Source organism: Chryseobacterium sp. IT-36CA2 (assembly GCF_949767875.1).
Classification (GTDB): Bacteria; Bacteroidota; Bacteroidia; order Flavobacteriales; family Weeksellaceae; genus Chryseobacterium.
In genome coordinates this window covers 223,697-242,536 of record NZ_CATKPG010000022.1, presented here as the reverse complement: position 1 = coordinate 242,536, position 18,840 = coordinate 223,697, and the positions used below count along the sequence as shown (strand labels likewise).

Sequence of the window (18,840 nt, the reverse complement as noted above, 5' to 3'; positions counted from 1 at the left end):
AAATCATGAATCAAGAAAACGTAAATAAGGATACTCCACTGTATCCGGGAATGCAGCCAGATCTGAAAACTGAAGTAGCCATCATTGGTGCCGGAACCTCCGGATTATACACTGCTTTCCGTTTGGTAGCAGATAATAAATATAAAGGCCATGAAGTTCAGATCTTCGATATGAGCGACAGATTAGGTGGAAGACTGGAATCCGTAATCATGCCCGGAATGAATTTTTGGGGTGAGCTTGGAGGAATGCGCTACCTGACCTCCCAGGAAATTGTAACCACTTTAATAGAAGGCTATCCGCTAAAAGAAAAAGATCTGAATAAAAGAACACCTGTATTAAAGGATAAGATGACCCCTGTTGAGTTCCCTATGGGTGAGCCGGACAAACTATTCATGTACATCAGAAAAGAACGTTTCAAACAAAATGCATGGACAGAAGAGCAAAAACAAGGCAATAAGCTTATTACCCGTTATTTTTTGAATGAAAATGATGAAGGTTTCAGCTCTGATCAGTTATTTAATAAAATCATCTACAATGTTTTAATGTCAGATCCCTGGGTAGCTGCAACTTATAAAGACCTCATTATTGCAGATCCTAACGGCTATGATTATACGTTCAAGTTGACCAGCAGAGACTGGGACGCCATAAAACCAAGAATGATTTACAACTTCCCTGGTTCTCCTTATGATAAGCGTTTAGTGAATGATATTGGTTTCTGGAACCTTATTAAAGATCAGGTTTCTCAGGAAGGATATGAGTTCTTAGCGAATGCCGGAGGCTATTATTCCAATACAATCAACTGGAATTCTGCAGAAGCGTTTCCGTATATGGTAGGAGATTTTTCGGCTGATACTACCTACAAAACCATTGAAGAGGGTTATGACAGCATCGCTTATGCAGTTGCCAACACGTATATGGCATATGATGGAGCGCGTATATGGTCTGAAAACAAGTTGATTACCTTCACCAAAGATCATCATTTGATCGCAACTCACAAATATGAGCTTACTTTCCTGAATATCAAGAGCAACACTACATGGAAAGTGTATGCCAATTCAATCGTATTGGGTATGCCAAGAAAATCGCTTGAACTTCTGGATCAGAATAACTTCTTTTTTGATGCCAACAGACACCAGGAACTGAACAAAAATATCCGTTCTATCATTATGGAGCCTGCATTTAAAATCCTGATGGGCTTCGAAGGTCCTTGGTGGAGAGATATGGGAATTGATTCCGGGCATTCTATTACAGATTTACCAATGAGACAGTGTTATTATTTCGGTACAGATAATGAGACCAAAAACTCAATGCTATTGGGAAGTTACGGTGATATGGAAACCGAAACATTCTGGAAAGCACTTTCCGATGACAAAGTTCTGTTTAAAGTAAGAGCAGCCCGATCTGCATCTCTTGAAGAATTACATAAGTTTGATGACGTTCAGGCCACTCAGTTTATGGTCAATGAATTGATGAATCAGCTGAAAGAATTACATGGTGTAGATATTCCTGAACCTTATGTTACTTATTTCAGAGACTGGACAGATGATCCTTACGGTGCAGGATATCACGCTTGGAAAGCTGGTTTTTCCGTAAAAGATGTGATGCCTTATATGAGAAAACCATTGATGGATGAGCAGATTCATATTATTGGGGAAGCGTATTCTGATCAGCAGGGCTGGGTGGAAGGAGCTTTCTGTGAAGCTGAAAAAATGCTTCAGACCCATTTTAAATTAGACTGGCCATACTGGTTAGATCCTGAATATTATTTAGGATGGTAACCAAGTATCAATAGATAAGATGATGTATATAGGTAAAGCTCCGGATTGTTCCGGAGCTTTTATTATTTTTAATTTTATCTAAGAGATCCATTGTATTATCAATTAATTCATTACATTTGCATAACTAGTTATATAATTAATTATACATTATGGATTTATTTGAAAAAACAGGAAAGATTGCTCTAGGCAGCAGATTGCGTTTTATGGCTTCTACTATTACAGAAGAAGCAGCAAAAATCTATGAGCTGTATGATGTTGATTTTTCACCAAAATGGTTTCCCGTGTTCTTTGTTCTTTCCGAAGAAGGTTCAAAAACCATCACTGAAATTGCTGAAGAAATAGGACATTCTCAACCTTCTGTAACAAAAATTATCAAAGAAATGACTACAGCAGGCCTGGTAAAGGATAATCAAAAATCAGAAGATAAAAGAAGAAATATTGCAGGACTTACTGAAAAAGGAAAAGAACTTTCTGCCAAAATAAAAATCCAATGTACAGATCTTGACTGTGCCATTGATGAAATGATCAGCGAAGCTACACACAATCTTTGGGAGGCACTTGCAGAATGGGAACATCTGTTTGAAAAAAAGTCTTTGCTCGCAAGAGTAAAAGATCAGAAAAAAAACCGTGAAAGTAAAAATGTAAAAATTGTTGATTATGAACCAAAATACCAATCAGCATTCAAAGCACTCAATCAAGAGTGGATCTCTACTTATTTTGAAATGGAAGATGCCGATTATAAAGCATTGGATAATCCTGAAGAATATATTTTAAATAAAGGCGGAAAGATCCTTGTCGCTCTATACAATGAGGAACCACTTGGTGTCTGCGCTCTTATCAAGATGGATGATCCGGAATATGATTTTGAACTGGCAAAAATGGCTGTTTCTCCCAAAGCACAGGGCAAAAATATAGGCTGGTTGTTGGGGCAGGCTATCATCAGCAAAGCCAAGGAATCCGGTGCATCAAAAATATATCTTGAGAGCAATACCCTACTGAAACCGGCCATTAATCTGTATTACAAACTGGGATTCCAGAAAGTAACAGGACGTTCTACACCTTATCAGCGCTGTAATATTCAAATGGAATTAAATGTAAAAAATTAAAATATGTACGATAAAAAAGTAGCCATCGTCATTAAAGATGATTTGTTGCTATGGCAAAAACTTAATGTTGTTTCTTTTTTAGCCGGAAGCATTGCCATTAAGTTCCCTGAAACTCATGGTGAAAAATTCGTTACCGCGGATCAGAAAGAATTCCTGCCATTTATAAAGCATCCCACCCTTATCTATAAAGCAGATGATACAGAGAAACTTCAAAGAGCATTTCGTCGCTCAAGAGACCGTGAGCTGACAATCGGGATCTATACACAGCAACTGTTTGACACCCGATCCGGGGAAGAAAATGTTCTTGAAATAGCAAAACATACTGCAGATAATCTGGACCTGGTTGGTATTATCATGTATGGTGACAATAAAAAGGTAGATAAAGCTTTAGACGGATTAAAATTCCATGAATAAATCTTAGTAAATTTAAAAAACTTACTCTGTCATAAAACCTGATTTTAAAATGATTACAATCACAAATGCACAAATCTTTTATTTGTGCATTTCTTACTATAAGAATTAATATCCATTCTTCTAAACTCTGTTAAAATATGGGCTGTTATATACTAATTCCATATCACCATCATTAGTATTTTCTATTTTTCTAATGGAATCCTGAAACTATATTTTCCTAACTTTTCAGATCAAAACGAAATAAAGAATACGCCAGATAATTTATTAGGTTATCTGAAATATTCGAAAACCAATAACAGCAAAACAGCTTATCATCTTATGACAGATAAAAATTTTAATCATCAGAAAGGATTTATATTCAGTAAGCATGTGCCGGAAGAATTATCACATTTTGACCGGATCTTTGATGTTTTCAAAGATTTGCTTACCCACACCTCAGGTGATCTTGAAGAAGCCTTCGAGTGGCTTGATATGCTGGATAAGGAATATGATATCTTCAGTGATGAATATACTCTTCAGGATTTTGAAGAAGATTTGAAAAAAAGAGGTTATATCAGAGAGGAAGACCCTGAAGAGGGCAATACAGGAAGTGGAAAAGGTAAAAATATATTAACTCCCAAGCTGGAAGCTGCTCTTCGTGAGTATGCCTTAGATCAGATTTTTGGCAAGCTGAAGAAAAACGGAGCGGGAAACCACCGCACCAGCAAAACAGGAATCGGAGATGAACGGGATGGTGAAAACCGTTCCTTTCAATACGGAGATGATCTTGCAGCTGTAAACATGACAGAAAGCTTAAAAAATGCACAGATCAATAACGGAATTTCAGACCTTCGCCTGACGGAAGAAGACCTCATTGTAGAGGAAACCAAACATAAGGCACAGATGAGTACCGTTTTGATGATTGACATCAGCCACTCTATGATTCTGTATGGTGAAGATCGCATTACCCCGGCCAAAAAAGTAGCTATGGCACTCGTGGAGTTGATTAAACGAAAATATCCCAAAGATTCCATAGATATCATTGTTTTTGGAAACGAAGCCTGGCCTATCAAAATCAAAGACCTTCCCTATTTAAAAGTTGGGCCTTATCATACCAATACAGTAGCAGGCCTGGAACTCGCAATGGATATCCTCCGCAGAAAAAGAAATACCAACAAACAAATTTTTATGATTACAGACGGTAAACCGAGCTGTATTCAGTTACCTAGCGGAGAGTTCTATATGAACAGTTTCGGTTTGGATGAAAAAATTGTTAATCAATGCCTCAACAGAGCTGCACAGGCCAGAAAACTGAAAATTCCTATTACTACATTTATGATTGCACAGGATCCTTATCTGCGTCAGTTTGTGGAAGAGTTCACAGCTCAGAATAAAGGAAAAGCCTTTCTGACAGGACTTTCAGGTTTGGGGCAAATGATTTTTGAAGATTACGAGAAAAACAGAATAAGAAGAATATAAAAGTCAGATTGTTGACTTTAAACCATTCAAAATAAAAATCTTACCAGATAATTAGTATTACAAGAAAATGAAAAACGATATTACATTCAAAGAATTAAAAAACTCCGGTTACACTCATAAAACGATTAATGAGGAAATCCAGGCGAACTTAATTGCAAGGATCAAAGCTAAAGAACCTGTATTTGAAGGACTTTGGGGCTATGAAGACACCGTTGTTCCTCAATTGAAAAAAGCGATTCTTGCAGGTCATCATATTAATCTGCTTGGCTTGCGTGGTCAGGCAAAAACCAGAATTGCAAGAAGTATGGTGAATCTGCTTGATGAATATATGCCTATCGTAAAAGGTTCCGAGATCAACGACAGTCCGTTCCTCCCTATTTCAAAATTTGCGAAAGATCTTCTTGCAGAACTGGGTGATGAAACTCCTATTTCGTGGGTACATCGCTCTCATCGTTTCTATGAAAAACTAGCAACTCCGGATGTGAATGTGGCTGATTTGATTGGTGATATAGATCCTATCAAAGCAGCTACCTTAAAACTACCCTATTCCGATGAACGGGTTTTACATTATGGAATGATTCCGCGTGCAAACCGTTCTATTTTTGTTTTAAATGAACTACCGGATCTGCAGGCAAGAATTCAGGTTTCCCTGTTCAATATTTTGCAGGAAGGAGATATTCAGATCCGCGGATTTCAGCTGAGAATGCCACTTGACATTCAATTTGTGTTCACTGCCAATCCGGAAGATTATACCAACAGAGGAAGTATTGTAACCCCGCTGAAAGACAGAATCGGGTCGCAGATTTTCACCCATTATCCAAAAACAATTGCCCTTGCAAGACAGATTACAGAACAGGAGGCTATGATTTCTGCTGAAGATAAAGCACAGATTCAGATTCCTGATCTGGCAAAAGATCTTTTGGAAGAAGTAGCCTTTGCAGCCCGTGTCAGTGAATATGTAGATGCAAAAAGCGGTGTAAGTGCACGTCTTACCATCAGTGCTATGGAAAACTTAATGGCAGCAGCAAAATTACGCTTGATAGAGTCCGATAAAGAGAAAACTACTATCCGTCTGCTTGACTTTATGTCTATCATTCCTTCTATCACTGGAAAAATTGAACTGGTGTATGAAGGAGAACAGGAAGGTGCAGATTATGTAGCTAAAATCTTAATTGACAAAGCTGTAATGGCCCAGTTTGAAAGTATTTTCCCGCGTATTTCCAAGCTGGAAAAAGAAGGAATCAAAACACCTTATACCGACCTGATCAGATGGTTCAATAAGAATCATCTGGAGCTTAATTATAATGATACGGATGAAGAATTCTATGCTAAGCTTGATAAGATAGCTCCTCTGACAACTATAGTGGAAGAAAATGCTTCTGATTTGAGTCCGGAAGACCAGAATTTCTGCAAAGAGCTTATCCTATGGGCATTAACGATCAGTAACAAAATTGACAAATCTGAAAATCAGAATGCCTTTACTTTTGAATCACAGGGTATTGGGCAGTTTTTACGTAACTAATCATAGTCAATAAAATAGATAAAAATAAAACCCTTCAGATTTGAAGGGTTTTTATATTATTTAAAGTTTATACCATATTACCGCCTTTTAAGATGGCAGAACCAAAAGGATTATCAATCAGCCACAGCCACTCTCCCGCTTGATTTCTTTTCATGATGCAGGAAGTATTACCCGTCATATGAAGAGGATGTCCATCCGGAGCTATTCCGGTCATTTCCCACTGATCCATCCACATTGCAAGATCATTCACAAGAGTTATATGCGGAGTCTCACCTTGTATATCAAGTTTTAATCTGCAGATCTCATTCATTGCCATTGCTATCTGATCAAGGCCTCTCAGCTCTCTCCCATCTCTGTCTATGTAGACTGCTTCAGGATGAAAGCAACTTAACGCTCCTTTGTCATCTCCGTTTTTTATACAATCACGAAAATAGGCTACTGCACCAGCTTCTGTTTTTCTGTCAAAATCCTCCATTATTTCAGATTTCGGGAGTCTATTTCCCTTTTCAATGCTCTCTTGTCTTTATTCCAGCTGTTAGCTACAAAAAAAGCAAAAATTATGGGTAAAAAAGTCATCAGACCGAGACCTTTAGTTATTGTACTATAAATAGCAATACCAGCCAATACTCCCAGAATTATTGCATTCACAATATTTCTGGCTTCAATAGTTCTTTTTTTCTCTAAGAGCTCCTGATCGGTTAATTCTGACAATTCTTTTTCCATATTTTAATATAAGTTTTTGGGTTATTTTTGGGTTAAAACGGCAAAAGTTTATGATGTTAAAAATCTATTTTTACCGAAAGCTAAAATACAATATTGCCAAGACATTCTTTTATTCCTTTTATTTGTAATTTTATTTTGCCTTATTTATTTCGGAAAAATTTTAAGATTTATGGAAGACAACCTGAATTGTATTTACAGAGTTATCAATTTCATGGAAAAAAATTATGACAATCCTGTTTCGGTAAAGGAACTGGAAGATATTTCCCATTATTCTTACCGAAATATTCAACGTATCTTTAAGTACAGCTGTGGAGAAACAATAGGTGCTTTCCAGCAAAGGCTAAAGGTAGAAAATGCCTATAAACGAATCCTTTACACCCAGGAAAACCTCACCTCCATTGCTATTGAAGTGGGTTTCGCCAATATCGCTTCCTTTTCCAAAGCTTTTAAACAACATTTCGGAATTTCCCCAAAAGCAGCAAGATTAAGTAAAGAAAAACTTTTGTGTGAAGACGAAATCATTCCGGTAACTTCTGATGAACTGCTGGAGCCGGAAATTGTATATATTCAACCACTACAGGTATATTATCAAAGCATTAAAACCCATTACAACAATGAAGAAATTGAAGTACTCTGGGAAAAATTCATGAAAAATAAGTTTCCAGATTCCGGAACAGAATATTTTGGGGTAATAGCAGATGAACCCTTAATTAAAATTGAAATCAACTGTAGATATGATGCATGCGCCTCCGTTCAATCTGCCAGCAAAAAGCTTCCTTTAAAAACAATATTTGGAGGCAAATATGCCCGTTTTACCCATACAGGCAGCTATGAAACAATAGATGATACCTATACCAAAATCTATTCCCGCTGGATTTTTAATTCAGGACTGGAATTTTCCCACACTCCTATCATAGAAAAGTATGAAAGGCATGCTGAGAATGAAGATGATCAGGAAAAACAGCTGACCTATATTTTATTGCCACTGAAGTAAGTTGTCAATTTGGGACAACTTTAAAAATTTTTGCAGATCTAATTTTGCCTTATTAAAAAATAGATCAATTATGCAAAAAAAGAAAATTTTATTCACGCTACTACCTGCTCTTTTATTTTCATGTTCACAGACGGATATACCGGAACCTCCAGGTACTACAAACCCTGTAACTCCTGTTTACAAAATGCCGGAAGAATCTGCAACACACGAAGGAACCTGGCTTCAGTGGCCACACCAATATCAATATGGAACAACCTACCGAAACCGCCTGGATGCAACCTGGGTAGCCATGACCAAAGAGCTGGTACAAAGTGAAAAGGTTCACATCATTGCTTATGACGCTACGGAAAAAAACCGTATTACAGGGTTATTAAACAGCGCCGGAGTTCCGCTTACCAACATTAATTTCAAACTTTATCAGACCGATGATTTCTGGGTAAGAGATAACGGGCCTATCTATGTGAAAGACCAAAATGGCCAGTTATTCATTCAGGATTGGGGATTTAACGGTTGGGGAAACAAAGCCGAATATAGCAAATGTAATGTGATTCCATCCAAAATCGCTACAGATACCAATATTCCGAAAATCAATCTCAATTCAGTGATGATCAATGAAGGCGGAAGTGTTGAAATTGATGGAAACGGAGTATTAATGGCTTGTAAAAGTTCCATCCTGAATAACAACAGAAACCCTGGAATGACCCAACAGGAGGCTGAAGCAATATTTACTAAAAATTTAGGGGTAACGAAGTTCATCTGGCTGAATGGAAAAGCCGGTCTCGATATCACAGACATGCACATTGACGGTTTTGCCCGATTTGCCAATTCGTCCACTATTATCACAATGAGTCCTGATGATCTTAACTACTGGCAGGTTCCTGACGGAGATATTGATAAACTATATGATGCTACTACAAAAACCGGAGCAGCTTATCAGTTTGTAAAAGTGCCTTTAACAAGAAATGATGTGATCACCACCTACGGGAAAAATGTGGGTCGTGCTTCTTATATCAATTATTATATCGCCAACAACCGTGTATTGGTTCCTAATTACAATGACCCGAATGATGCGGTTGCCAACAATATCATCCAACAGCTCTACCCTGGTAAACAAGTGGTTGGAATAGACTGCCGCAACTTATTTGCCAATGGCGGAATGGTGCATTGTGTAACTCAGCAACAGCCTCAATAAATAATCTTAAAAATAAAGCCTGCTCATTTTCAGCAGGCTTTACTGATAGAGAATGCCAGTCACTAAAAATAGCGTAATTTTGCTTTGCCATCTTTGTAAGAGACGGTTTTCTATTATAAGTATTATGAAAAAAACAGCACTTTCTTTATTGGTTCTTCTGAATATTGTCTGTCAGGCACAAAATTTTGATGTAATTCCCCTGGGAATATATGGTGGTGAGCAGGAAGATAATTTATCTGCCTATCTGGTAGGTGCTCCGAAAGACAATGCATTTCTCTGTCTTGATGCTGGTACCGTAAACGCAGGAATCCGAAAAGCAATTGAATTGAAAAGTCTTGAAGGATCAGCAGAAACAGTTCTGAAGGACCAGATAAAAGGATATTTTGTATCACATGGTCATCTGGATCATTTATCAGGACTTATCATCAATTCTCCGGCAGATTCTAAGAAAGATATTTTTGCCATAGCTCCTGTAATCCAGATCTTGCAGAATCATTACTTTATCACCGATACCTGGATCAATTTTGCTGATCAGGGACAAAAACCTATCCTTGGAAAATACCATTATAATGAGCTTCAGGAAGGAACTGAAATTCCAGCACCTAAAACACCATTTTTTATAACAGGCTATGAACTAAGTCATGTTAATCCTTATAAAAGCAGTGCTGCACTGGTAAGAAGGGATGATCATTATTTGCTGTATCTTGGAGATACTGGAGCAGATCGCATCGAAAAATCTGACCGCCTGGATCATCTTTGGAACACGATAGCTCCGCTTGTTAAAAAAAGAAAGTTAAACACCATATTAATTGAAGTTTCTTTCCCTAACAGCCAGCCTGAACATCTGCTATTCGGACATCTTACTCCTAATTTGTTGATTGAAGAATTGAATAAACTGAAAGAAAAAACCGGACAAAATAGTCTTGAAGGATTCAACATCGTGGTTACTCATCGAAAGCCAACTGGTGATAATCCTGAACTTATCAAAAAAGAGCTATTGAAAAACAATCCTTTAAAAGTAAATTATATCTTCCCCGAACAAGGTAAAAAGATTAGTTTACCATAACAATATATTAAAAGATGAAGCACAGTTGTGCTTCATCTTTTTTATTTCAAAATTGTAGCTTTATTTAGAAGTCAGGATAATAATATTCAAAAAAGCCTGAAACGGGGGATAAACAACAAAAAAATATTATTTCTTAGCCAATCTGTAATTTCCGGTAGCCCTATCTTTTTCTACAGTGTAACCGTCAGCCAATTCAAGGGTCCAGCCATCCCCCGATATCTTTTTATTTTCTGTTTTGACAGGATTTGTTATTGAAATTCTATCCCAATTAGGACTCATTAAGGCTCCGTTTTCAACAGTCAGAATGCCCCATAAATCTGTTATCCTGATCGTAGGATATACTGTACCCTTATCTTCCAGTGGCATAATATTTTTAGGATCAAAAGAAACATTCATTTTCTCAAATTTGATTTCAAAATGAGGTTGTTGAATGAATTTCAGCTTGTATTCCGCAATCAGTTTTTTGGTTCTTTCTTCCCTTTCCCCTTCTTCTTTAATAATTGTTTTGCCATCATAATCACCGGATAGTTTATGCACTTCTTTCTTCAGATCAGCAGAAATGACAATATTGAATCCTTTAATGAAATAATCTGTCAGATCAGTTATTGCATTGATTTTTTTGTTCCAGCTTTGATCCCTCTGATAAAGCAAATATCCATAAACAGGAGTCGTATGATAAGCGAATGAACGTACAAATGTAGGATTCTTCATAAAATCCTCCATGCCACCCAAAAGAAACGATCTTGTCTGTTCATTATTTCTTCCACTTACAATGATTCCTGTAAACTCAGCCATTCCTTCATTCAGCTCCAATAAATTTTCTGTATTCCGGGAATCTTTATACAATGTATTTCTATATTTTCTGAAAGTAAGTGCATTGGTAAGATGTTTTTGTAATTCTTTTTCTGAAGTTGACCGGACAGCCTGTTTAAGAGCCTCAAGTTCCAGCCGTAGATAAACCCTGCCCTCTTTCTGATCAAGGTGATTATTTTCTACATTGTTAAGCGTAAATCCTAAAGAAGGCTGAATGCTGTGAAATGATTCATGTGCCAACAGATTTATCCTGTTATATCTGTTGACAGAAAGGGGAAGCATGATCATTGCCCATCTTTTGCCTGCCCAGTTGGCAGCAGTATTGGCAATATTAATATGAGCAGGTAAAATTCCGTAATAAATATTTCCATTGCGTTTCAGAATTCCTTCTGTATCTGGCTCATTGGTATATAATTCTCTGGTTTTCGGATCAATTAAAATCATAGGACCATATAAATCTTTGTTCCAAAGTCCTCTATTCTTCACCGAGGCTTCTTTCATCTCATCAAAAAAAACAGCAATACTATCTTGTTTTTGCGCCTTTATACTGAAAACTGACAATAAAAATAAAGCGGTAAAAATAATCTGTCTCATGGTTAGTTTCATTATTATTAAGCTGTATCCGCTATGGAAATGTAAGTATTAACATCCATATCAGCTATTATTCTGGTTACGAATATAATGAATTACTAAAAATCATAATTACAGAAATATTTTATTCAGCAATAACTAAAATGTGTGGAATATTTTAATCTATTTTAAATACAAAAAAATTAAATCTCATCAATCAAAGGTCTATTCTTATCACCTTTCGAATCGGCATAACGGTAAACAAAATACCAGGTAATAACAATCTGAAATAAGATAACAGTGGGCAGAATAAAAGGATAATGCACAAATATATTTAATGAATCTCCGTGTGCCAGCATCATAGGTAAATCAAGGAAATTAAAGATAATAATTGTCCAAAGCAAAGCCTTACTTCCCTTAAAATACCACCAGCAAAATAGTCCATAAACAAATTCAATGATAAAATTCAGAATGGGAAAATCGAGAATACCCAATCCAAAAACCGGTTGGGCAGAGAATGGCGACAGCTGAATATCCTTCTCATGAAAAATAACATCAATCACGACATGAGACAAAACGCCAATGGCAAAGGCCAGTGCCAATTTTCTGTTTTTATAACCCCAATTAATCACACAAAACGAAAGTGCAGCAGCAGCAACTCCGGAAAAAATGGAATGTGAATAGGGCAGGAAATCGAGATGTACCCTACCTCCGGAGATTGAAAAATGCTCCCAACCTAAATAGTTGAAAAATACCCATAATACTTCTACAAGTTGTACAGAAATCAAAAGTGGGAATAATGGTAGTTTGGAGTTGTTTTTTTTAATCAGCAAAGCTGTTGCTGCATGGTTAATTGCATACATACTATTAGATTTAAATTATATATGCAAAGATGCACCGGCTATTTTACATAGGCTTGTATGATTCGGCTATTCTGCAATAACAATGTAGGAGCCTGCCCAAACATTCTCTTGAACGTCCGGTTGAAGTGTGGAGCATCTGAAAACCCAGCTTCCAGAGCAGCATTCGTGATATTACAGCCATCAATGATATGTTGCAATGCTGTTAAAAGTCTCACCCAAAGAATATATTTTCTCACCGGAATACCCACTTGTTCTGTAAATAAGTGAATAAGCCTGCCTGGAGACAGATAAACCAGATCTGACAGATATTCAATCTTTAACGGTTCATTTCCCAGTTGCTTAAGAAACTCAAGAACTTTGATGATCCTGTCATCCATATTCTCATTTCCATCTGTGTCTGACAATCTCTGAAGGAATTGTAGTATTGTATTAAAGATAGGATCAACGTCTGTATCATTAATCAATAACGGTTTCATATCCATCAAAAGTTCTTCCACCACGGGTTTTGGTAATGCTGTTATTTTTTGTTCAGATAAATAAGCTTTCTTAAGCCTCATTCCTATTTTACTTTCCGGATCAATATTGATCAGTAAAAAAGCATTGTCGTAGGTTCTGCATTCGTGAGGTTCATCAGAATTGATGATAACAGCTCTATATTTCATAACAGAATCAGACGAAATCACTTCTATTTCGTTCTCAAGACTTATGGCAATCTGTATTGCATGATGCTCATGAACTACAGTATCAACAGCTCGTCCAAGATAGATAAAGTATCCGGTCGAAAAGAACAACAGCGGTTTGGTCATATAAGCTTGAATGTTAAGTTTTATGTTCAAATATATTTAAATAAAGATACATGAATAAGATGTATTTATTTTGAATCTGAAAATCATTTTCTCAGAAATATCAGAGGTAAATGGAGTATCTTTATCTATTACAAATTTTTACAACCTATGAAGTTAGAATTATATCAAATAGATGCTTTTACAGAATCTATTTTCCATGGAAATCCGGCGTGTGTTGTTCCATTAAAAAATTGGTTACCTGATGAAATCCTTTTAAAAATAGCCCGTGAAAATGCAGTAGCAGAAACCGCTTTCTTTATTGACAATGGCAATACTATTCATCTGAGATGGTTTACCCCTGAAATAGAGATGGATTTGTGCGGGCATGCTACCCTTGCCACAGCGCATTGCTTAGTCTCAATTTTAAATTATCAAAGTGATAGAATCATTTTTGAAACAAAAAGTGGGGACTTAACCGTTGACATTAAAGATGGAGTTTATTATATGGATTTTCCGTCAAGAATGCCAACACCTTCTACTCTTCCGGACAACATATCCAGATCGCTTACTATACAGCCTAAAGAGGTCTTCAAAGCAAGAGACTATGTCTTGGTATACGATTCTGAGGAGGATATAAAAAATATCAAAATTGAAAGATCTCTTTTTGATCTTATCAATCTTGACCCAGGCGGTGTTATTGTGACATCAACAGGAACTGACAGTGATTTTGTTTCAAGGTATTTTACCCCGCAATCATCCATTCTTGAAGATCCTGTAACCGGTTCTGCGCATTGCTCACTCATCCCCTTCTGGTCAGCAAGGTTAGGAAAAGATCAGCTTTTTGCCCGTCAGATATCTGAAAGAGGCGGACAGCTCTATTGTGAGAACAAAAATGAAAGAGTAATTGTGGCTGGTAAAGCCAAAACGTATTCTATGGGGTATTTTTGGATAGAGTAAAAGTTATGTAAAGAGATATACAATAATAAAAAAGCCTTGAATCAAATGATTCAAGGCTTTTTTTGCGGAGAGAGAGGGAGGCCTGTCGAACTCCTAATACCCCTTTTGAGTTTTCTAAGCAACATTAAATAACTGATTTACATACAATATAACAGAATTATTACATATATATACTCATATTGGCATGCTTCTTAAAGAATAATTGTGACTATCCTTCAAATTGTAATATGTCCCAATTTTGATCAAGAAGGGTGCTTGGTGATTTTTGTTGTGACTACCCTTCAAACTGTGATACTTCCCAACCTTAAAAAATCTTTCGTATTGGTAGTGCCCGTTGTGACTACCCTTCAAACTGTGATACTTCCCAACCTTCTATTAGTGAGCAATTTGATTTTATCTGTTGTGACTACCCTTCAAACTGTGATACTTCCCAACGCGAACGCACACGTCTTATGTCAAATTTTAGTTGTGACTACCCTTCAAACTGTGATACTTCCCAACTAGCATTTAAATTACATGAGTCTTTCCAGAGTTGTGACTACCCTTCAAACTGTGATACTTCCCAACCTTATATTTGCAATAACAAAATACAACAATAGTTGTGAATACCCTTCAAACTGTGATATTTCCTAACATATTCACAAAGATATAAAAATGAAGATTAGTTGTGACTACCCTTCAAAATGTAATACGTCCCAACCAGCAAATATATACCAAATGTTTTTCTCGTTGTGAATACCCTTCAAAATATGATACGTTCCAACTATATGTTTTTCGGGTTCTTCAGATACTATGTTGTGATTACCTTTCAAAATGTGATACGTCTCAACTATTTGGCTATATTCCTCGTTATGCAGAGTGTTGTGATTACCTTTCAAAATGTGATACGTCTCAACATCTTTTTTGGTAATAATATCTTTTTGCATGTTGTGATTACCTTTCAAAATGTGATACGTCTCAACCGAAGTTCCAGATTATGAGGAGGAGATGAAGTTGTGAATATCCTTCAAAATGTGATACGTCCCAACTCGGCCTATTCAAATGGAACGAAAAACGTTGTTTTGAATCGTCTTTAAATATAAACATGATTTCTTCCTTCCAGTACGACAACTATGTTTTGAATACCCTACACTATATCATCACCTTTTTAAATTCATTAATAGCATACTTTGTAAAATTCAGATAAATTAATGCAACAGAGGATTCGTCTGTAAATCCATACTTTTCTCCAATATAATAATAAAACTGTTTTGCTGGAAGTTGATTATGGGCAAATTTATTTCGAATAGCTGTCAGTAAAAAAGCCAATTGTACCAATTCAGACTTAGTCTCTAAAACATCTGCATCCATATTATTAAAATCAGCGTTATACTCGAACCAAATATCTTCACCGTGACTATATAGTCCAACAGATTTTCTTAAAATTCCATTAACAATATACATTTTAAACTTTGGGTTCCCGTTATCTTCCAATTGAGCAGGATGATTAACGCCGTCCCACCCTGATCGAGATAAAATTTCAGATTCGAATTGCTGAATTTCTTTGAATAGTTTTTCCCGTCTTATCACTTCATAAGAATTTTCACCGATAGAAAACTCATTTTCTAAAGCAGTCTTACTCCAGGGTTTTGCATCATCATAAGATAGAAGTGTTTTTACCTTATCATTCAATGATAAAACATTTAACTTCCCAATGTCTTTTAGCTTAACAGACTCTTCAATTATCTGTCCTTTTTTATACGGAACCGTTTTGCTCCATATAAAATTGCCTTTTATGATGTTTGGGCTTTTGTCACCTTCCTCCCGTACACTTTGTAGAGCGGCCATATTTTCCTTTTCTATTCTTTCTTCCTGAGTTAAGTAGAAATCACTTAAAGGAAGTGTTGCAGAATATTTAAATACTTTTTGAAACAAATTCTCAGCAATAAGTTTCAGAAACAGATCCTGTATCTTGATTGTCTTAATTTTAATATCCTGTTTTATAATAATACGCTCTTTTAACTCCTCCATACCAAGAGTCCTCCTCTCACCGTTATTAATAAAAGGTTTTTGAAGGTGCTCTAAAAAAACATCACCGTAATCACGTTTCCAATCATAAAACTTCTGAAATTGATGACCTTTTTGATAACCATATTTATACCAATTTGCAAAGGATTCCGGGCTATCTTCAACCTTAACATCTTTAATAAAAGTTGGTTTTTTATCAAAGATACCTCTTGGAAAAATAAAGGGTTTTGACAATATCTTATTTTTCTCCGTCTGCAAATCCTCTATAATATAATGACGCTTTTCAAATAAGTCTTTTGGCATCTGCTGCTTCATGAACTTTTGAAGATTTTTAGCATTGGAGGTATACTGAACAATATGTTCAGACAGAAGAGAAAAATACTTCCTTCTTCCCATCAAATAGTCATTGTAAAAAGTGTCAAAAAATTTATTTTGCGAAAAACTCTTTAATATCCACTCATTCCAGACTATCTTTTCATCTTTTAAATTCCAACTACTTTCCAGGATTGCCAGCGCTTCTTTGGGTCGGGCGTTATAGAAAGCTAATGATTGTTGCAACTGGCTATGCTGATAGCCTTTCCATTCTTTTCGCATATCTTCCGGCATAAAACGTTTGATATCATCGGCGAGCCACATGGCTTCGTTACCAAGTTCAGAATTCGTAAATACAAACTTCCTGGTGTATTGGTTCCCTTTCTTTTGATTAAGAGCTTCCCTGTTATCCGAAATCATCTTAAGCTTTTGTTCAGTAACAAACAATTCTTTAGCTATTAATTGAAGTAATTTATCTGTATTTATAATTCTTTCTCCTTTATTGCTTCGCAGCCTTCGGCTTATCTGAGAAGCAGCAAGCGAATTTTCAGGATTATAATTTTTAATGACTTCCTGTCTTTCATTGAGCTTGTCTTTTATTATCCGTTCAATTTCTGCAGGCTCCTTGCCATTTACTAATATTTCATATAAAAGAGCTGGAATTTCATTTAATGATAGAAGAGCGATCGGTCCTTCGTGGTTTAATATTAACTTGTTACCAATCATCTGGGTTATTTCAAACTTTCTCTTTTTCTCAGCACCTCTTATTTTTAATTCATCCGGTGCTTGGGCTGTTCTCAGTTTTTTAAAATCGGCAATCTCCTTTTTAAGACTCGCATCAACAGAAATATGAATAGGTATGTTATTATTGATAAATACATAAGATGGATTAGGAAATATTTCCCATCCGGTTTCATCGTGTTTATCTGAAACCGAACTGAGGTATTGAGCCTTATAAGAGGAGATTTCCGAAAGTCTTCCGAAAACTTTTATCCGGTCCTTAACTACCCTTTCAGTCTCGAATATTGTTCCATCAATATTTTTTATCCTCCTGTCATGAACATAATTTCCCACATGAACCTGAAATCTGAGCGAAGGGAATTTCACAAATTCATCTAGAAACCTAATAGCAAAATAATTAAACTTATTTTCATACCGTTTACGAATGACAGGATGAATGACTTTAGCATCTTCCAAACTAAAATCCTGGTGTCCTTCCTTAACGTACTCATTAATATCTTCTATAAATTTGTCTCTGGTTTCTTTATCAAACGCACAATAAAGCTCATCTGGAACTTTACTGAGCTCATCAATGATCTGAATTAATAATGTTTCTTCGTGAAATTCATTGGATAACTTCGATTTGAGTCCTTTAAAACATAGATAGGAAAAAACCCAATGGGTAGCCATAAATTTAAGACCATTTACTTTTTCATCTTCATCTCTTATCACTTTAGCTTTAAAACCTCTATTTCTGCTTTTAAGATCTTCAATTTCCTTCCTTTTAAGAAACATACTGAGAAGAAATAAAAGGCCGCTTTGAGAGATTTCAATACCGTTTTCAGCCGGTTCGAAAGAAGTCAGTGCTGAACTGTAATTGAGTTTTGTTTTAAAAGACTCACCGTCTTTATAAATTAAATGATTGAAAGCGTTGTTAAGAACCCCATTTTTTATTGCCTCTTTATCATGAATATTTACCTTTTTCCCTTGGCGCTTCAATTCTTTTAACCTTTCCAGCTGGAGCTGATAACTAATTTCCAGTTCTTCAGATAAGCTTTTACTCAGCAACTGCCTGGTCTTATCATCTTTCATCTTTTGATCTCTTACTTCCTTAGCCGTTCTGGCAAAAATGTCATCCAAAAGAATAAATAAAGAAGCATCAAAATCTAATGGTTTGTGATAATAATGCGTATAAAAGTTTCTTAATTGGTCAATGGATTTGAAAAGTATAGTAAGATCAGATCTGAATTTCCCCCTATTACTTGGGTTGTTGATCTTATCAACAACTGGGAAATACATTTTTAGAAAGGTTACTCTCTTTTGAAAATCGTTATCGGGGAGATTATCCTTTAGAGAGACATCAGCGAACTGTTTCACATCAACATTACCAACATTAAATTTTTCTGAAAAAGCTCTTAGTACAGCCTCAATATTATTCTCTGCTAAATTTAAGAATCCTCCGAAAAAATGTTTGTCTTGTATTTTAGAATGATCGTAGGCAATTCTATTACCGATTGCTTGGGTTTCCATAGGTGTTTTTAGTTGATATTAAATAAATTT

15 protein-coding genes are annotated in these 18,840 nt (G+C 36.0%); 9 read left to right on the top strand and 6 right to left on the bottom strand.

The features are described 5' to 3' along the window. Positions 1-5: 5 nt before the first annotated feature. The 5 genes from ACM6F9_RS15910 to ACM6F9_RS15890 all read left to right on the top strand — a co-directional run bounded on the left by ACM6F9_RS15910 (position 6) and on the right by ACM6F9_RS15890 (position 6,278). Positions 6-1,778: a flavin monoamine oxidase family protein gene (locus tag ACM6F9_RS15910; RefSeq protein ID WP_414846610.1), complete on the top strand. Its 1,773-nt coding sequence runs from the start codon at positions 6-8 to the stop codon at positions 1,776-1,778. 149 nt (positions 1,779-1,927) lie between these two features. Beyond that, on the top strand, positions 1,928-2,884 hold the full coding sequence (locus tag ACM6F9_RS15905; RefSeq protein WP_414846609.1) for a bifunctional helix-turn-helix transcriptional regulator/GNAT family N-acetyltransferase: 957 nt from the start codon (positions 1,928-1,930) through the stop codon (positions 2,882-2,884). Between the two features lie 3 nt (positions 2,885-2,887). Then, positions 2,888-3,298 (top strand): DUF2000 family protein, encoded by a 411-nt coding sequence (locus tag ACM6F9_RS15900; protein ID WP_414846608.1) that lies wholly within the window; start codon positions 2,888-2,890, stop codon positions 3,296-3,298. Positions 3,299-3,616: 318 nt separating this feature from the next. Further along, positions 3,617-4,756 (top strand): vWA domain-containing protein, encoded by a 1,140-nt coding sequence (locus ACM6F9_RS15895; protein WP_414846607.1) that lies wholly within the window; start codon positions 3,617-3,619, stop codon positions 4,754-4,756. A 67-nt stretch (positions 4,757-4,823) separates the two neighbouring features. Beyond that, on the top strand, positions 4,824-6,278 hold the full coding sequence (locus tag ACM6F9_RS15890) for a sigma 54-interacting transcriptional regulator (RefSeq protein ID WP_414846606.1): 1,455 nt from the start codon (positions 4,824-4,826) through the stop codon (positions 6,276-6,278). A gap of 67 nt (positions 6,279-6,345) precedes the next feature. On the opposite strand, the gene ACM6F9_RS15885 is transcribed toward ACM6F9_RS15890, so the two are convergent. Together ACM6F9_RS15885 and ACM6F9_RS15880 are read right to left on the bottom strand one after the other, a co-directional pair. After that, positions 6,346-6,753 carry a YybH family protein gene (locus ACM6F9_RS15885; RefSeq protein ID WP_414846605.1) on the bottom strand — a complete coding sequence of 136 codons (408 nt, stop codon included), beginning with the start codon at positions 6,751-6,753 and terminating at the stop codon, positions 6,346-6,348. Continuing rightward, positions 6,753-7,001: a hypothetical protein gene (locus tag ACM6F9_RS15880; RefSeq protein ID WP_414846604.1), complete on the bottom strand. Its 249-nt coding sequence runs from the start codon at positions 6,999-7,001 to the stop codon at positions 6,753-6,755. The genes ACM6F9_RS15885 and ACM6F9_RS15880 overlap by 1 nt, the downstream gene beginning before the upstream one ends. A 169-nt stretch (positions 7,002-7,170) precedes the next feature. On the opposite strand from ACM6F9_RS15880, the gene ACM6F9_RS15875 reads away from it, so the two are divergent. From ACM6F9_RS15875 to ACM6F9_RS15865, 3 genes are all read left to right on the top strand, one after another. Next, entirely contained in the window at positions 7,171-7,995 is an 825-nt protein-coding gene (locus ACM6F9_RS15875) for an AraC family transcriptional regulator (protein WP_414846603.1), read from the top strand. 70 nt (positions 7,996-8,065) lie between these two features. Beyond that, positions 8,066-9,187, top strand: a complete 1,122-nt coding sequence (locus ACM6F9_RS15870) for an agmatine deiminase family protein (RefSeq protein WP_414846602.1) — start codon at positions 8,066-8,068, stop codon at positions 9,185-9,187. A gap of 124 nt (positions 9,188-9,311) precedes the next feature. After that, entirely contained in the window at positions 9,312-10,253 is a 942-nt protein-coding gene (locus tag ACM6F9_RS15865) for a 3',5'-cyclic-nucleotide phosphodiesterase (RefSeq protein ID WP_414846601.1), read from the top strand. 126 nt (positions 10,254-10,379) lie between these two features. On the opposite strand, the gene ACM6F9_RS15860 is transcribed toward ACM6F9_RS15865, so the two are convergent. The 3 genes from ACM6F9_RS15860 to ACM6F9_RS15850 form a co-directional block, all read right to left on the bottom strand. Beyond that, positions 10,380-11,660 carry a hypothetical protein gene (locus tag ACM6F9_RS15860; protein ID WP_414846600.1) on the bottom strand — a complete coding sequence of 427 codons (1,281 nt, stop codon included), beginning with the start codon at positions 11,658-11,660 and terminating at the stop codon, positions 10,380-10,382. A gap of 179 nt (positions 11,661-11,839) precedes the next feature. Then, on the bottom strand, positions 11,840-12,499 hold the full coding sequence (locus tag ACM6F9_RS15855) for a hypothetical protein (protein ID WP_414846599.1): 660 nt from the start codon (positions 12,497-12,499) through the stop codon (positions 11,840-11,842). A 38-nt stretch (positions 12,500-12,537) separates the two neighbouring features. Continuing rightward, on the bottom strand, positions 12,538-13,305 hold the full coding sequence (locus tag ACM6F9_RS15850) for a helix-turn-helix domain-containing protein (RefSeq protein ID WP_414846598.1): 768 nt from the start codon (positions 13,303-13,305) through the stop codon (positions 12,538-12,540). Positions 13,306-13,452: 147 nt separating this feature from the next. Here ACM6F9_RS15850 and ACM6F9_RS15845 point away from each other — a divergent pair, with 147 nt between their 5' ends. Beyond that, complete coding sequence (locus ACM6F9_RS15845; RefSeq protein ID WP_414846597.1) at positions 13,453-14,241, top strand: PhzF family phenazine biosynthesis protein; 789 nt, start codon at positions 13,453-13,455, stop codon at positions 14,239-14,241. A gap of 1,131 nt (positions 14,242-15,372) precedes the next feature. On the opposite strand, the gene cas13b is transcribed toward ACM6F9_RS15845, so the two are convergent. Beyond that, complete coding sequence (gene cas13b, locus ACM6F9_RS15840) at positions 15,373-18,810, bottom strand: type VI-B CRISPR-associated RNA-guided ribonuclease Cas13b (protein WP_414846596.1); 3,438 nt, start codon at positions 18,808-18,810, stop codon at positions 15,373-15,375. Between the last annotated feature and the right edge of the window lie 30 nt (positions 18,811-18,840).

Excerpts from the sequence above, each read along its gene's own strand:
- ACM6F9_RS15910 (WP_414846610.1), top strand. The coding sequence starts at position 6 with ATGAATCAAGAAAACGTAAATAAGGATACTCCACTGTATCCGGGAATG.
- ACM6F9_RS15905 (WP_414846609.1), top strand. The coding sequence starts at position 1,928 with ATGGATTTATTTGAAAAAACAGGAAAGATTGCTCTAGGCAGCAGATTG.
- ACM6F9_RS15900 (WP_414846608.1), top strand. The coding sequence starts at position 2,888 with ATGTACGATAAAAAAGTAGCCATCGTCATTAAAGATGATTTGTTGCTA.
- ACM6F9_RS15895 (WP_414846607.1), top strand. The coding sequence starts at position 3,617 with ATGACAGATAAAAATTTTAATCATCAGAAAGGATTTATATTCAGTAAG.
- ACM6F9_RS15890 (WP_414846606.1), top strand. The coding sequence starts at position 4,824 with ATGAAAAACGATATTACATTCAAAGAATTAAAAAACTCCGGTTACACT.
- ACM6F9_RS15885 (WP_414846605.1), bottom strand. The coding sequence starts at position 6,753 with ATGGAGGATTTTGACAGAAAAACAGAAGCTGGTGCAGTAGCCTATTTT.
- ACM6F9_RS15880 (WP_414846604.1), bottom strand. The coding sequence starts at position 7,001 with ATGGAAAAAGAATTGTCAGAATTAACCGATCAGGAGCTCTTAGAGAAA.
- ACM6F9_RS15875 (WP_414846603.1), top strand. The coding sequence starts at position 7,171 with ATGGAAGACAACCTGAATTGTATTTACAGAGTTATCAATTTCATGGAA.
- ACM6F9_RS15870 (WP_414846602.1), top strand. The coding sequence starts at position 8,066 with ATGCAAAAAAAGAAAATTTTATTCACGCTACTACCTGCTCTTTTATTT.
- ACM6F9_RS15865 (WP_414846601.1), top strand. The coding sequence starts at position 9,312 with ATGAAAAAAACAGCACTTTCTTTATTGGTTCTTCTGAATATTGTCTGT.
- ACM6F9_RS15860 (WP_414846600.1), bottom strand. The coding sequence starts at position 11,660 with ATGAGACAGATTATTTTTACCGCTTTATTTTTATTGTCAGTTTTCAGT.
- ACM6F9_RS15855 (WP_414846599.1), bottom strand. The coding sequence starts at position 12,499 with ATGTATGCAATTAACCATGCAGCAACAGCTTTGCTGATTAAAAAAAAC.
- ACM6F9_RS15850 (WP_414846598.1), bottom strand. The coding sequence starts at position 13,305 with ATGACCAAACCGCTGTTGTTCTTTTCGACCGGATACTTTATCTATCTT.
- ACM6F9_RS15845 (WP_414846597.1), top strand. The coding sequence starts at position 13,453 with ATGAAGTTAGAATTATATCAAATAGATGCTTTTACAGAATCTATTTTC.
- cas13b (WP_414846596.1), bottom strand. The coding sequence starts at position 18,810 with ATGGAAACCCAAGCAATCGGTAATAGAATTGCCTACGATCATTCTAAA.